This window comes from Rhizobium sp. AP16, assembly GCF_000281735.1.
GTDB lineage: Bacteria > Pseudomonadota > Alphaproteobacteria > Rhizobiales > Rhizobiaceae > Rhizobium > Rhizobium rhizogenes.
Map to the genome: position 1 here is coordinate 630,292 of NZ_AJVM01000001.1, position 13,117 is coordinate 643,408.

A 13,117-nucleotide genomic window follows, 5' to 3' on the forward strand; every position below is an offset into this window, starting at 1 on the left:
TCGTGCATCATGCCGGGTGATCACCGTGCGGCCCAGAGTAAAGGCCGAGGCCCCTAAGCGTCGTCTCAGTTAAAAGCCACAGTTCCTCCTCGGATCGGATCACTTTGGACAGGACGTTGAGGCCGATCATCAGGTTCTGAAGCGCAAGTGCCAAGGCATGGACGTTCGCCTCGCTGCCGATCTCTCCCCGGTCTCTTGCCAAGGTGAGCAGTTCTTCCAGGCGCTTGGATGAACCTGTGGCCAGTTCGATGAGCATAGGGGCGGGGTCCTCGGCGGACGGGCAAAGCTCGCAGATCGAATTTACGATGATGCAGCCGCGGCCTTTCGGATCCCTAGTGCGGATCCGACAGATCGCACGCAGAACGCTCTCCAGAAGGGGCAGCACCGGCCCATCTACAACGGAATATAGAGGTGCGTCTGGTGCCGAGAGAGCGTAACGCTCGATGATTTCTGCGAAGAGATTTTCACGTGATCCGAACGTGTTGTAAAAACTTGAACGCGTAATCCCAAGGCGTTCCGAAAGCGCCTTCACCGAGGCCTGTTCGTAACCGTCCGTCCTGATTGCTTCCATTGCGACCTCGATCGCACCCTCCCGGTCGAACTTCATCGGTCGTGCCAATTTGCCAGCCTCATCAATTTATGTTTTGTCCATGCATGGACAAAACAATTTAGTGGAGATATGTACATATGTGCACAAAATGGCACTCTGTCTACAGGAGATCAAAGTGGCAGCACTTGTTATCGTCGAAGTTCGTCCGAGGGCGGCTGAAAAGCTGGCAGATTATTCGACTGCGGCGGCGCCGACCGTAGCGGCCTTTGGAGGGGAATTCATTCATCGCGGAAAATTCGTCAGTTCGCTCGTAGGTAGCGGCACGCCGCACGGACTTGGCATCATTCGCTTTCCCGATGTGGACGCCGCTAAGAACTGGTTCGCCTCGCCCGAATATCAGGCAATCGTCCCGTTGCGTGAAGAGGCGGCCGAAATGACATTCCACCTGTACGAGGCCGCTGGCTGAAGCCCGCCGTGATCCAGCGGCCATTCGCATCTTTACGGCGTCGCCCCTGTCAAGAGGTACTACCAATGTCAATTGCACAGACACTATCGGCGGAAGGTAAAAGAAGAGAGGCGCCGCCGCGCAGGCGAACCCGCGTATTCGGGTTACTGCGCGGCGTCCTTGCGCTCGCGATGGCATGCACCGCGGCGATTCCGCCAGCGGCTGGACAAGCCGCGAATGAGCCCACGGGCGTGCACAATATTGTCCTTGTGCATGGGGCATTCGCTGACGGTTCGAGTTGGTCGGACATCATTCCTCTGTTGCAGGCGAAAGGCTTTCGGGTCACGGCCGTGCAGAACCCGCTTACCTCTCTCGCCGATGATGTTGCCGCCACACGCCGTGTACTGGAGCGCCAAAAGGGGGGCGTGCTTCTGGTCGGTCATTCCTGGGCAGGTGCGGTCGTGACCGAGGCAGGCAGTGCCGAAAATGTCAAAGGCATCGTTTATCTCTCCGCCCTGGTGCCGGATGCAGGAGAATCGGTTTCGGAATTGTTGCAGAAGCGGAATTCGCCAATGGAGGGCCTTGTTCCCGATCACGACGGGCTGGTTTGGCTAAGCGACCCGAAGGCCTACGCGCACGTCATGGCGTCGGACGTCTCCGCTGACAGGGTCGCGATGCTTGCAGCTGTCCAGCTCCCTATGGCGGCCAATGCGTTCAACGATAAGATAAGCACCGCGGCATGGCGCACAAAGAAGAGCTGGTATCTCGCCACTGAAGGCGACAACGCGCTTCCGACCGCTGTTCAGCAGTGGCTTGCGAAGCATATTGGGGCAACCACGACAACCATCAAATCGAGCCATATGTCGATGATCTCACACCCGTCTGTCGTTGCTGATTTCATAGCAGATGCAGCTCGTTCAACGCCATAGTAAGTGCCAACGAGCCTGATGCCTAGCCGCTATCTGGATTGGGCTGAAAAGCGTCGCCCGGTCGTGGCGTCTACGAGAGCACACGCTCGACTCTTTCTACTGGGGGCGATGTCCCGTTGTTTCATCAATGATCAAGCAAGGTGTGTGCCTGAGCAATCAGGCACTCGCGCCGGTCACGGCTTTCCACTGGACCATGGCGTGGATCCGATGAATGTGGGTGGCCAGAGCTGAGCGTTTTTGATGCGGTGCGACGAAGAGATTTCGGACTGCCGAAAAGATCGATACGAAGCGTTGCAAGCCGCCGACTGATCGAAATCTCAGCGTCATCCGTTCTCGTTTTCGCAATGGTACGTGAGAATTCTCCGCCCGGTTGTTGAGCCCCTTATGAGATCGATGTTCGACATCTGGCATGACTTCCCGCTTTGCCGCGCCGTATAAACGCAGTTTGTCGGTGACGATGCGCTTCGGCACGAGACCTTGCTTCCTTAGCAGCCTGATCAGCAATCGCTTGGCGGCCTTGGTATCGCGGCGGGTCTAGACGATCTCGTCGAGAACGTAGCCGTCCTGATCGACGGCGCGCCACAGCCGGTGCTTTCGGCCGCCTACGGAAATCACTATCTCGTCCAGATGCCAGATGTCCCTTCGCTACGGCTTCTTTCTGCGTAACTGCTTTGCGTAAGCCAGGTCGAATTTGCGGCCCCATCGCCGGATCGTTTCATAAGAGACAACAATGCCGCGCTCCAACAGCATTTCCTCGACCAGCCGCGGGCTCAAAGGGAACCGAAAATACAGCCAGGCAGCATGGGCGATGATCTGCGGCGGAAAGCGGTAGTTCTTGTAGCTGATGGTGGGCTTGCTCATCTCAACCCCATTATCCACGAACCGTTAAGCCGCAGACAACGTGACATCGCCGATCGGCCAGTTCGCGGCGGACGGCGCCTATGATGGTGACCCGACCTATGAGGCCCTCGGCAGGCGCAGCGCCGATCTTGACGTCGTCATTCCACCTCGATCAAGCGCGATCGACCGCTCGGATAGAGGGATAGCCAGTCAGCGAGACCGGCATATCGCAGCGATCAGGGCGGACGGCCGGATGAAATGGCAAGCGCTCGATGGTCGAGACCGCTATCGGTCGCTACAAATCGATCATAGGAGACTCCGCCTACGCGCGCGATCCTTTGGTGTGCAGCAGGCGGAAGTTGCCATTGGCTGTGCCATTCTCAATCGAATGTGAGCATACGCACACCCGAAATCCGTCCGCTGCCAGACAGCAACGCCATTAGGACTGCTCTAAAGGCCGAATCTGTCCGTCCTCCGAGCGCTGCACCAACGCTGGTCGATATTACAATGCTGAAACGGCCGCTAGGAAAAATATAGGGTGTTTAGACCGGTTGTGAGGGAACGCAGCCACCACCAATCTTTCTTCGGCTCATTACGACATTTAGTGTTGGGCGGCGTTCGGATGCCCGCCGCCTGTTTTCTCAGAACGGATAGTGCTGAGCCGAATCTTCGATGGTGATCCAGCGCAGATCGGTGAATTCGGCGATGGCTGCCTTACCGCCGAAGCGGCCGTAACCGCTGCCCTTCACGCCACCGAACGGCATCTGCGCTTCGTCGTTCAGGGTCGGGCCGTTGATATGGCAGATCCCCGTCTCGATTCGGGCTGCGACAGCGAGCGCCCGCTGAACATCGCGGCTGAAGACCGCCGACGATAGCCCATATTCGGTATCATTGGCGACACGCACCGCCTCGTCCTCGTCCGCCACGCGGATGATCGGCTTCACCGGTCCGAAGGACTCCTCCGCATAGACGCGCATGTCAGGGGTGACCTGATCGAGAAGGGTCGCCTCGACGACCGTGCCGGTCCGCTTACCGCCGGCGACCACTTTTGCGCCCTTGGTTTCAGCGTCGGCGATCAATGCTTCCATCTTCTTGGCGGCGTCGAGGCTGATGAGGGAGCCCAGCACGACATGACCACGCGGATCACCCGCCGGAAGTTTTGCGGTGCGCGCTGCGAGCTTGGCGACGAATTCGTCGGCAATTGCCTGGTGGACGATGATACGTTCGGTCGACATGCAGATCTGGCCCTGGTTCATGAAGGCGCCGAAGATCGCGGCATTTACCGCGCCGTCGATATCGGCATCATCCAGAATGACGAGCGGCGCCTTGCCGCCGAGCTCCAGTAGTGCCGGCTTCAGGTGCCGGCCGCTGAGTTCGGCGATGATCTTGCCGACCTTGGTCGAGCCGGTGAAGTTGATGCGGCGAACGGCCGGATGAGCAATCAGCGCCTCCACAATTTGCGGCGCGTCTTCCGGTGCATTGGTGATGACATTGATGACCCCTGCCGGCAGGCCCGCTTCAACGAGCGCCGTCGCGATCAGGCGATGCGTACCTGAGCATTGTTCGGATGCCTTGAGGATGACCGTGTTGCCGCAGGCAATCGGCATGGCGACGGCGCGGGTGCCGAGGATGACGGGGGCGTTCCAGGGGGCAATTGCAAGGCAGACACCAGCCGCCTGGCGAACGCCCATGGCGAGCGTACCGGGCTTGTCTGATGGGATGATCTCGCCGGAAATCTGCGTCGTCATCGCGCCGGCCTCGCGCAGGATATTGGCGGCGAGCATCACATTGAAGCTCGCCCAGGGGGCGGTGGCTCCCGTCTCCTCGATCATCAGCCGGGTGAATTCGCCGACCTTGGAATCCATGATATCGGCGGCCTTCATCAGGATCGCGCGGCGCTGGCCGGGTCCGGTCTTCGACCAGGCGGGAAAGGCGGCCGATGCAGCGTCGATCGCTGCCGTGACATCATCGAGACCGGCCGCCGGCGCGCGGGTTGCAAGCTCTTCGGTGAAGGGATCCATACGGTCATAGGTCCGGCCGCTGGCGGCGGCGCGGTCCGCGCCGTTGATGAGAAGGGAAATATGCATGTCTGTCTCCTGATGAAAACGAAAACTAGAAGCCGAGAACCGAGGCGTTGATGGAGGCTTCGAGACCGCCGTCGGTGGCAAGGTTGGTGCCGTTGATCCAGCGTGCGCCATCCGAGCAAAGAAAGAGAATGGCGGGAGCGATATCGGCCGAGGTCCCGGCGCGGCCGACGCGAGTGATATCGCTGTCGACGCGTTCGTCGCCGAGGACCGCACGGAATTGCCTGAGGATCGGCGTTTCGACCGGCCCGGGGCTGACGGCGTTGACGCGGATGCCGCGCTCCTTGAACAGCGGCTGGTGGGCGGCGCGCATCGTCCAGAGCAGAAGCAGTTCCTTGGAGAGAGGGTAGCCTTCCTCGTCCTTCAGGCCGTGCTTGGCGGCAAGGCTTTCGATACCCGGAAAACCCTCGATGGCGGTCAATGTCTTGGCCCGCTCGAGATTTGCGCGCCAGCCATAGCCGGCGATGGAGGCGACATTGACCACCGCCCCGCCTTCGCGAAGCCGTGGTGCCACTGCCTCTGTCAGCGCGCGCAACCCGTAGAAATTCACCGCCAGCGTTGCCACAATACCGGTATTGCCCGAGAGGCCCGCGACATTGGCGAGCGCGTCGATGTGCTTGGGCAGTTGCTGGACGATTTCCGCGACGCCGGCGGCGGTCGAGATGTCGCCCTTGATAAAGGAGGCGAGCGCCTGGGGCGGCTCGCGGATGTCGACGCCGATAACGTCAGCACCCATCTGCCCCGCCAGCTCGGCGGTGCGCGCGCCAATGCCGGAGGCGACGCCGGTGATCAGAATGGTCTTGCCGAAAAGCATGGTTTGTACCTTTCTCAACGGGATGGGAGAATCCGCCAGCCGCTATCGTTTGTCTTTCAGAAGATCCGGCAGTGTCAGCCGGTAGCCGACCGGTAGCAGTTGCAGGCCGAAGCGCCGTTCGATCTCACCCCAAAGGCCGTGCGGCAGGTAAAGTGAGAAGAGGACGGCCGTCGCGCCAAGGCCGATCAGGTACCAGACGCCGGTTCCGCCGAAGAGCGTCTCGATGACGAAAAACAGGATCGCGCCGAGGATTGCGCCTTCGAACTTTCCGATGCCGCCGACCAGAACCATGAAGATCATGTAGGCAGTCCATTGGACGCTGAAGTAGGTTTTCGGCTGGAAGGTAGTGGCTGTCGCCAGCCAGAGGCCGCCGGCAACTGCGATACCGAATGCCGCGAGCACGAAGAGCAATCTTTTCGTGGCGATGACGCGCACGCCGACGGAGGTTGCCGCGTCCTCATTGTCGCGGATGGCCTGCATGGCGGCTCCTGCGCGGCTGCGCATCAGCGCGAAAAGGGCGCCGAGCAGGGCCGCCATGGCAACCAGTGCCAGCCAGTAGATCGTCGCGCGCCGGGTGGTGCTGTCATAGACGTTCAGCGAGATCAGCGAGGTGCCGGTCTCACCCTGGATGAGGCGATCGAGATTGACGAGCAGGTGGACAAGTTCGGCCACGACCCACATGCCGATAGCGAATTCTCCGCCCTTGAGCCGCAACATGAACAGCGACAGCGGGATCGACAGAGCGCCGGTGACGATCGCGGCGACAAACAGCGCAACGAAAGGATTGAGCCCGGCATCCGCAAGCCGGATGGTGAAATAGGCGCCGAGGCCGAAGAACACTTGCTGGCCGACCGAAACGAGCCCGCCGAACCCTGCCAGGGCATTCCACATGGCCGCAAGGATCACGTAGATGAACAGGGCCGTCATCCTGTCGATCATGCCGGCGCCGAAGAAGGCGGGAGCAAGCGCCAGGATCACCAGTGCGACCGAGATAGCGGCCAACGCCAGCCGTGACGATCTTGTCCAGCGCTCGATGGATATGCCGTTGGAGAGGAAGGTCATGCCGGGCTCCGAAGAAATGCGCGAATTTTGCCGAGGGCCGGCATGCCAGACCGGAAAAGCCGCAGGAAGACGACCAGCAGGAACACGACATGTCCGCCGATCAGAAAGCCCTGCGGATGCAGCTGCGCGCCAAGCGATTGGGCAAGCCCGAGGACGATGCCGCCAGCAAGCGTGCCCCACAGCGAGCCCGCGCCGCCGATGACCGCCGTCTCGAAGGCAAAGAGCAGTTGCGGCGCGCCTGCATAGGCGCTGAAGGTTGCCCGCATGGCGAGGAACGCCCCGGCGATCCCGATGGTGACCATGGTGATCGCGGTCGCGGTCGCATTCACCCTGCGAGCGTCGATGCCGACGAGACCCGCCGTATCCGGGTCTTCGGCCGTGGCGCGGATCGCGCGGCCGAGGGCGAAGCGGCTGAGGAAGAACTGCAATCCGCCGAGAATAACGATCGCCGTCGCCATCATCATCACCGCAAGCTTGCCGACGAAGATATGACCGGGCAATTGCCAGGACGCATAGGACAGGTTGCCGATGAAGGGCGCCAGCGATCGCGTGTCCGCGCCGAATTGTTCGAACAGCAGGTTGTCGATGACGATCGACAGGCCGAAGGTGGTCAGGATCGGCAACAGCGTGCCGCCGCGAGCACTGCGTTCGAGAACGAAACGCTGCAACAACCAGCCGAAGGCCGCCATGATCGGCAATACGATCAGCAGCCCGGCGAAGGGCGAGATGCCGAACTTCGAGGCCAGCAGCCACAGGCCGTAGGCCGCCGCAACCGCCAAGCTGCCATGCGCCAGGTTGATGATGCGCATGACCGAGAACATGAAGGACAGGCCGCAGGCGATGACGGCATAGTAGCCGCCAAGCAGGATGCCCTGGAGCAAGGTATTGATCACGATACGCTCCTGTCGCTGTCGGCCCGATGGTGCAGCCCGAAATAGGCTTTGGTGATTTCGTCGCGGGTAACGCTCGCCGCCGGCCTGTCGAGCACGACGCGTCCCTCCAGCATACAGATGACGCGGTTGGCGACGTTCATCGCCCGTCCGAGGTCTTGTTCGACGAGAACAATGGTGGTCCCCGAAGACAGCAGTGCCTGTAGTTGCGCATAGACGCGATCGACCACGAGCGGCGACAGGCCGAGCGAGACTTCGTCCAAAAGGAGAATGTCGGGATTGCTCATCAGCGCCCGACCGATAGCGGTCGCCTGCTGCTCACCGCCGGAGAGATGGCCGGTCTTGGCACGGCGGCGGGGTTTGAGGTTCGGAAAAGCGTCGAAGACCCGCTCGATGGTCCAGTCGCCCTTGCGGCCGGAGGTCTTTCCGAGCAGCAGGTTTTCCTCGACGGTCATCTGAGAGAAAAGACGCCGGCCCTCCGGCACCAAAGCGATGCCCAAGGCGATCCGTTTGTGGGAGGGCACCGTCGTTATATCCTGACCGCCGAGAAACACCTGGCCTGCGGCGGGAAAATGGGCGCCGGCGATCGATCGCAGCAGCGTCGTCTTGCCCGCGCCATTGGCGCCGACCAAAGCCAGTACCTCGCCCTCGGCGATATCGAAGCTGACGCCGCGCACCGCCTGCAGCAGACCGTGGCGGACGTCGAGGTCGCGGATGGAGAGAATGCTCATGCGGGCGTCCCTCCGAGATAGGCCTTGACGACCTCGGCATTGCTCATCACCGCCTTGGGATCGCCATCGGCGATGATCTTACCGGCGTCCATGCAGATCAGCCGTTCGACCACCTGCAGCAGGATATGGACGATATGCTCGATCCAGACGATGCCGATGCCGCGCCGGCGCAATTCGAGGATGGTATCCACCAGTTCGCTGGCCTCGCCGTCGGTCAGGCCGCCGCCGATCTCGTCGAGCAGCATCAGTTTCGGCTTGGTGGCAAGCGCTCGCGCCAGCTCCAGGCGTTTCCGGTCGAGCAGGCCGAGCGTGTCGGCGCGGCGGTTGGCAACGCCGAGCATACCGCACAGCGTCAGCGAATCGACGACACGCTCATAGGCCTCGTCGCGGCTGGCGGCATCGCTGTGCGAGGCGGCGACAAAGACGTTTTCGAAGGTCGTCATGCCGCTGAAAGGTTTTGGGATCTGATGCGTCCGCACCAATCCAGACCGGCAGCGATCTGCCGCCGACAATGCCGTGACATCGGCGCCGCCGAAGGTGACGGTTCCGGCACTTGGCGGAAAGGCACCCGCAAGCACGCTGAGCAGCGTCGTCTTGCCCGCGCCGTTAGGCCCGACGATGCCGACCGCGTCTCCATCGCCCATGGAAAAATCGAGGTTTTCAAGAACCACAAGCGCACCGAAGCGCCTGTGGATCCCTTTCGCCGAGAGAAAGGCTTCTTCCGGCCGCTCCTTTTGATCTCGTCGCTGCACTGTGCCGTTATCCATTGTACGGGGTGAGCTTGGCGCCAACCGGAACATTCGGGTCGGTGACGTTTTCGGTGACGACGTAGTCGAGCGCGAATTTGGAGCCTTCCGCCGCCTTCACCCATTGTGTTCCGATGATCGGTCCGGGAGAGACGTTGGGGACCGGCCCGCCGGTGAAGTCGACCTTGCCGGCAATCGTCGTGGTCTTCAGCGTGCTGATCGCCTTGGCCACGGACTCCTTGCTCTTGACGTCTGTGCTGGCCTTCAAGGCGTCGAAGCCGGCGTCGAGAAGTGAGAGACTGGCGCCGAGTTGCTGCGTCCATTGCTTGCCGCTTGATGCTTCGTAGCCGTCCGCAAGCTCCGTCCCGGAGACGCCTGTCAGCGTCGACTTGTAAGGGAAGGCCTTGTGCCAGTAGGCGGCGCTACTGATGTTGATGCCGAGATCGCCGAGCGACTCGATGTCGGAGGGGAAGAGCCCCGTCTTGGCGACCTGGCAGATCTTGATCTGCTGGGTCAGGCCCTGTTGGGCCGCCTGACGCCAGAAGGCGGCGAAATCAGGCGGGATGGGAAATGAATTGAAGATCTCGACACCTTCCTGCTTGAAGAGGGCGATCTGCGCCGAGAAGTCGGTCGTACCGGTCTCATAAGCACCCGGATCGACGATGGTGAAGCCGGCCTTGGAAAGGGCCGGAGCCAGATTGGCGCGGATGGCGTTGCCGTCGGCGTCGTTCGGATACATGACGCCGACCTTCTTATTGGTCTCGATCAGGTTCCACTGCGAAATATAGGTCTTCAGGAACTCGCCGACGCCGAAGCCGAAATGATAGGTCCACTTGAATGGCGACGGCGCGCCCGGCTTGGCGCCACGGCCGAAATACCAGGCTTCCCAGGGCATGACCGTCGACAGGCATGGAATACCGGCCGCCTCGCAGGCGTCGGCCACAGGGTTGATGGTCTCCGGGGCGGAAACGACCAGCATCAGGTCGATGCCCTTGTTGTTGATCAGGTCCTTTGCCAATTGCCCGGCGCGGGAGGGATCAGACTGCGTATCCTGATCGAGGATCTCGACCTTCCAGGTCTTGCCACCCGCCTGCAGCCCGCCCGCCAGCGCCTTGCGGGCCAGTTCCAGCACATATCCGTCCGTCTCGCCGAAACCGCCGAGCGGGCCGGTGCGCGGGCTGATGAAGCCGACGTTGAGCGTGTCGCCGGCGGCAAATGCCGCCCGTCCGCCAAGCGCCAGTGTCGCGCTGCCGGCCGCCGTCGCCACCATGAACGAACGGCGCGTCAGCGATGCGGTGTTGATCCTGGTTCCGATGAGATTGTTGGTCATGCAATCGTTCCTCCCCTTTTTTGGAGCCCTCTCGCCCCATTTCTTCAATTTTGTCGATCGAACGCCTTAATGCAGCTCAGATCGGATAGTCGCGCGTGCCGGATGCCAGCGTGATCCAGCGCAATTCAGTGAATTCGTCGATCGCGGCCTTGCCGCCGAAACGGCCGTAACCACTCGACTTGACGCCGCCGAAGGGCATTTGCGGTTCGTCGGAAACGGTCGCCTCGTTGATGTGGCAGATACCGGCCTCGATGCGCCTGGCAACGGCCAGCGCCTGGTTGATGTCGCGGCCGAACACTGCCGAGGACAGTCCGTATTCATTGTCGTTGGCAATGGTGACGGCCTCGTCGATGCTGTCGACGCGGATGATCGCCGCCAGCGGTCCAAAGCTTTCCTCCCGGTAGAGGCGCATGGCGGGCGTCACATGATCGATCACCGTCGCATCCATCAGCATGCCGTTCGAATGCCCGCCACAGACGACGACCGCTCCCTTCTGCAGGGCATCGTCGACGAGCGCCTTGATGCGCCGCACCGCCTCGGCGTTGATCATGGTTCCGAGCGGCGTGTTGCCGTCGCCTGGATTTCCGGCCACGAGCGTTGCGGCCTTCACCCTGAATTTCTCGACAAATTCATCGGCGATCGCGTCGAGCAGGATGATGCGCTCGGTGGACATGCAGATCTGGCCCTGGTTCATGAAGGCGCCGAATGCTGCCGCTCGCACGGCCTCGTCGATGTCGGCGTCCGCGAGCACGATGAAGGGCGCCTTTCCGCCGAGTTCGAGCAGGCAGCGTTTCAGATGCCTCGCCGCTGTCTCGGCGATGATCCGTCCGACGCGCGTCGAGCCGGTGAAGTTGATCCGGCGCACCGCGGGGTGGGCAATCAGGGCCTCCACGACGGTAGCGGCATCCTTCGGGGCGTTGGTGACGACATTGACGACGCCTGCGGGGAACCCTGCCTCGCGCATGACCTCGCCGATCAGGCAATGGGTCTTTGGGCAGAGTTCGGAGGCCTTGAGCACCACGGTATTGCCGCAGGCAAGCGGCATGGCGATCGCCCGGACGCCAAGGATGATCGGCGCATTCCAGGGCGCGATGCCAACGCAGACGCCCGCCGGTTGGCGCATTGCCATCGAAATATTGCCGGAAATGCCCGAGGGAATGATCTCGCCTGTCACCTGGGTGGTCAGCGCGGCGGCCTCGCGCAGCATGTCGGTGGCGAGATCGCAATTGATCCTGGCCCAAAGGGCGGTCGCCCCGGTCTCTCCGACCATCGCCGCTGCGAAATCCGCCGATCGTGCAAGGAGAATGTCTGCCGCCCGATTGAGCAGCGCGCGGCGTTCTCCAGGCCCAAGTTCCGACCAGGCGGGAAAGGCCGCAGCGGCCGCATTGGCGGCCCGCACCGCATCCGCTGTCGAGGCTGCCGGCGCGATGGTCGCGATATCGCCGGTCGCCGGATCGAGGCATTCGAAAGTGGATGCATCAGACGCATCCGCCATTTCGTCGTTGATCAGAAGCTTTGCCACAAACATCGCCATCGTCCGGTTCTCTGCGGGCTTTCCCGCACTCGCATCAATGGGAGAAGGCGCGCACGATCAGTCGCGGCCGGGATGCGGCCTCGCAATCGGTATCTGTTGTGCGGAGTCCTCCTCCCAGAGGCTCATGAGACGAGACTACGCCATTGCAATTCGGAAGGAATGTGTTTTTCTGGGTTAATATTGCGATTATCTGGCATTCCCGGCTAAGGAATCGCGATGCCGGCAGGAGGAGGGGTCCATGGTTTCCGATGGCGGCATCCATCATCATGCGCATGGCGAGTGGCGGGAGCCGTCGCTGTCGCACCGGACGCTCCGTTTCCAGAAAGGCATCTACGCCGATTTCCACCATCTGTTTCTGCTGCAGGGTGGAACGGCTGTCTTGCTGTTCGAACCGGAGGAGCAACGATCGCTGCAAGGGCCGGCGCTCGCCTATCTGCCGCCGCAGGCGCGGTGCGAGCTGCGTATGGCGGCCGGTGCCGCAGGCTTCCTGATCGGCGCGTCGCCGCAGATCATGGTGGACGCGATCGGCGATCAGGCGGAATCCTATGCGCTACGGACTTTCAGCGAGCGGCCCTGGCTGACGGACGAGCCAAGGCCGCATACCGTCGAAGAGACACAGCCGCTGGTGGCGGGCTTCGTGCGGGAGCTTGGCGATCCCTCGCGTGCCTCGTGGATGGTCATCTCCGCCTATTTGCGGCTGATCCTCATGACGCTGTGGCGCACAGGGGGCAGCGAGGCGGCCGAGCAGCGCGGCCGTGGCGGCGGCGCCTCGATCCTGCAGCGATACCGGCAGTTGGTGGAGATCTGGTTCCGGCAGCACCGGCCGATCAGCGATTATGCCCGGGAGCTTGGGGTGACCACGGATCGCCTGCATTCGATCTGCTGCGGCGCACTTGGCCGCCCGCCCGTCCAACTCCTGCATGAGCGTGTCGTGCAGGAGGCAAAGTTGCGGCTGGAGCGTTCGGCCCGCACGGTCCAGGAAATATCCGACAGTCTCGGGTTTCGCGATCCCACCTATTTCAGTCACTTCTTTAAGAAAAGGACCGGATTTTCACCCGCGACCTACCGCGATTTTGCCAGAAAGACAGAGGTCGCCCGGAGCGACATGCTCTCGTCGGGCTATTCGGACTGGCCGTGATCATCTCTCGATCATGTGGGTTTC

At 61.8% G+C, this 13,117-nt stretch carries 12 protein-coding genes and 2 pseudogenes; 4 read left to right on the top strand and 10 right to left on the bottom strand.

All coding sequences use genetic code 11. From position 1 onward, the window contains the following. Nucleotides 1-7: 7 nt before the first annotated feature. Nucleotides 8-607, bottom strand: a complete 600-nt coding sequence (locus tag PMI03_RS02840) for a TetR/AcrR family transcriptional regulator (protein ID WP_039973572.1) — start codon at nt 605-607, stop codon at nt 8-10. A gap of 118 nt (nt 608-725) precedes the next feature. Here PMI03_RS02840 and PMI03_RS02845 point away from each other — a divergent pair, with 118 nt between their 5' ends. Both PMI03_RS02845 and PMI03_RS02850 read left to right on the top strand, forming a co-directional pair. Continuing rightward, entirely contained in the window at nt 726-1,016 is a 291-nt protein-coding gene (locus tag PMI03_RS02845) for a DUF1330 domain-containing protein (RefSeq protein WP_007689659.1), read from the top strand. A 65-nt stretch (nt 1,017-1,081) separates the two neighbouring features. After that, on the top strand, nt 1,082-1,924 hold the full coding sequence (locus tag PMI03_RS02850) for an alpha/beta fold hydrolase (RefSeq protein WP_007689661.1): 843 nt from the start codon (nt 1,082-1,084) through the stop codon (nt 1,922-1,924). A gap of 156 nt (nt 1,925-2,080) precedes the next feature. Here the strand turns inward: PMI03_RS02850 and PMI03_RS02855 are convergent. Next, a pseudogene (locus PMI03_RS02855) lies at nt 2,081-2,832 on the bottom strand (IS6 family transposase). Here PMI03_RS02855 and PMI03_RS30855 point away from each other — a divergent pair. Further along, a pseudogene (locus tag PMI03_RS30855) lies at nt 2,820-3,158 on the top strand (IS5/IS1182 family transposase); the annotation flags it as partial. The pseudogenes PMI03_RS02855 and PMI03_RS30855 overlap by 13 nt on opposite strands. A gap of 247 nt (nt 3,159-3,405) precedes the next feature. On the opposite strand, the gene PMI03_RS02860 reads toward PMI03_RS30855, so the two are convergent. The 8 genes from PMI03_RS02860 to PMI03_RS02895 form a co-directional block, all read right to left on the bottom strand. After that, entirely contained in the window at nt 3,406-4,851 is a 1,446-nt protein-coding gene (locus PMI03_RS02860) for an aldehyde dehydrogenase (protein ID WP_007689664.1), read from the bottom strand. A 25-nt stretch (nt 4,852-4,876) separates the two neighbouring features. Further along, entirely contained in the window at nt 4,877-5,662 is a 786-nt protein-coding gene (locus tag PMI03_RS02865; RefSeq protein ID WP_007689665.1) for a coniferyl-alcohol dehydrogenase, read from the bottom strand. 42 nt (nt 5,663-5,704) lie between these two features. After that, on the bottom strand, nt 5,705-6,724 hold the full coding sequence (locus PMI03_RS02870) for a branched-chain amino acid ABC transporter permease (protein ID WP_007689667.1): 1,020 nt from the start codon (nt 6,722-6,724) through the stop codon (nt 5,705-5,707). Next, nucleotides 6,721-7,617, bottom strand: coding sequence for a branched-chain amino acid ABC transporter permease (locus tag PMI03_RS02875; RefSeq protein ID WP_007689670.1), 897 nt, complete (start codon nt 7,615-7,617; stop codon nt 6,721-6,723). Before PMI03_RS02875 ends, PMI03_RS02870 begins: the two co-directional genes overlap by 4 nt. Next, nucleotides 7,614-8,345 (bottom strand): ABC transporter ATP-binding protein, encoded by a 732-nt coding sequence (locus PMI03_RS02880; RefSeq protein ID WP_007689673.1) that lies wholly within the window; start codon nt 8,343-8,345, stop codon nt 7,614-7,616. The genes PMI03_RS02875 and PMI03_RS02880 overlap by 4 nt, the downstream gene beginning before the upstream one ends. After that, nucleotides 8,342-9,097 carry an ABC transporter ATP-binding protein gene (locus PMI03_RS02885; protein WP_007689675.1) on the bottom strand — a complete coding sequence of 252 codons (756 nt, stop codon included), beginning with the start codon at nt 9,095-9,097 and terminating at the stop codon, nt 8,342-8,344. The genes PMI03_RS02880 and PMI03_RS02885 overlap by 4 nt, the downstream gene beginning before the upstream one ends. 7 nt (nt 9,098-9,104) lie before the next feature. Then, nucleotides 9,105-10,421, bottom strand: coding sequence for an ABC transporter substrate-binding protein (locus tag PMI03_RS02890; protein ID WP_007689677.1), 1,317 nt, complete (start codon nt 10,419-10,421; stop codon nt 9,105-9,107). A 76-nt stretch (nt 10,422-10,497) separates the two neighbouring features. Continuing rightward, nucleotides 10,498-11,949 (bottom strand): aldehyde dehydrogenase, encoded by a 1,452-nt coding sequence (locus tag PMI03_RS02895; protein WP_039973605.1) that lies wholly within the window; start codon nt 11,947-11,949, stop codon nt 10,498-10,500. Nucleotides 11,950-12,193: 244 nt separating this feature from the next. On the opposite strand from PMI03_RS02895, the gene PMI03_RS02900 reads away from it, so the two are divergent. Continuing rightward, entirely contained in the window at nt 12,194-13,093 is a 900-nt protein-coding gene (locus tag PMI03_RS02900; protein ID WP_007689680.1) for an AraC family transcriptional regulator, read from the top strand. Nucleotides 13,094-13,117 lie beyond the last annotated feature (24 nt).